Origin of the sequence: Flavobacterium rakeshii (assembly GCF_009741375.1) — a bacterium.
GTDB lineage: Bacteria > Bacteroidota > Bacteroidia > Flavobacteriales > Flavobacteriaceae > Flavobacterium > Flavobacterium rakeshii.
In genome coordinates this window covers 1-1,185 of record NZ_WOWP01000028.1, presented here as the reverse complement: position 1 = coordinate 1,185, position 1,185 = coordinate 1, and the positions used below count along the sequence as shown (strand labels likewise).

At 28.9% G+C, this 1,185-nt stretch carries 3 protein-coding genes; all 3 read left to right on the top strand.

Features of this window, described 5'->3' with window-relative positions; all coding sequences use genetic code 11:
- Positions 1-57: 57 nt before the first annotated feature.
- The 3 genes from GN157_RS09010 to GN157_RS09000 are packed head-to-tail and all read left to right on the top strand — an operon-like array spanning position 58 to position 955.
- On the top strand, positions 58-324 hold the full coding sequence (locus GN157_RS09010; RefSeq protein ID WP_157483093.1) for a hypothetical protein: 267 nt from the start codon (positions 58-60) through the stop codon (positions 322-324).
- 29 nt (positions 325-353) lie between these two features.
- Positions 354-620 carry a hypothetical protein gene (locus GN157_RS09005; RefSeq protein WP_157483092.1) on the top strand — a complete coding sequence of 89 codons (267 nt, stop codon included), beginning with the start codon at positions 354-356 and terminating at the stop codon, positions 618-620.
- Positions 621-649: 29 nt separating this feature from the next.
- Complete coding sequence (locus GN157_RS09000) at positions 650-955, top strand: hypothetical protein (protein WP_157483091.1); 306 nt, start codon at positions 650-652, stop codon at positions 953-955.
- Positions 956-1,185 lie beyond the last annotated feature (230 nt).

Here is a 1,185-nt window from a genome sequence, read left to right as displayed (position 1 = left end):
ATCATCGGGATATCTTGATCTCACCTGATTAGATATATCAATATTAAAAATGAAATAATGATACCACCAGAAAAAGCAGTAGAAATAGTAAAAGACTATCTTGACAGGAATAAAATAGACTATATTCGAGTGTCAGAAAAAGTGATGACAGAAAAAGAAGAGATACCTTATGGTGTTATGGAAGGTAAGGAATTAACAAGTCATACGGTAGCGTATTATTTTGAAGGTTATTATGGAGAAACTCCTATATTTATAACATTAAATGCAGAAGATGGTACTTTACTGTTTGGAGCATCATCATCGGGATTTCTTGATCTCACCTGATTAGATATATCAATATTAAAGATGAAATAATGATCTCGCCTGAAAAAGCAGTAGAAATAGTAAAAGACTATCTTGACAGGAATAAAATAGACTATATTCGAGTGTCAGAAAAAGTGAAAACAGAAAAAGAAAAGGTACCTCATGGTGTTATGGAGGGGAAGGAGTTAACAAGTTATACGGTAGCGTATTATTTTGAAGGTTATTATGGAGAAACTCCTATATTTATAACATTAAATGCAGAAGATGGTGCTTTACTATATGGAATATCATCATCCGGATTTCTTGATCTCACCTGATTAGATATATCGATTTTAAAAATGAAATAATGAACCACACTAAACAACAAATCAGGGAAATAGCAATAAAAGTATTGAATGATATTGAGAATACTTTTAATGTAGATAAGATTGAAAATGTCTTTTATATTGAAAACGAAGAAATTTATGAAGGGGTAAATAAAGGTAAAATAATGCCGTGTTGGGGAGTTAGCATCATAGCAATTTGTGATAATGCTGATTATTTAACCATTTTAGATGAGACAGGAGAACCTTTATATTATCAAAATTTTAATACCATAATTTATGGAATAGATAAAGATGCTAATGGTAAATATTTTATAAAAGATGTTTAGGCTATAATTAGAGGTTTAGTTATAATCTCAAAATGAGCATTTTTAATAGAAAAGAGCGCAGTTTTAACTGCGTTTTTTTTAGTTAATGTAATTGATACTCTAAAAATAATAAATTACATCAAATAACAGTTTTGAAATAATGATATCACCAGAAAAAGCAGTAGAAATAGTAAAAGATTATCTTGATAGGAATAAAGTAAACTATATTAGAGTAGTAGAAAACGTGAGAA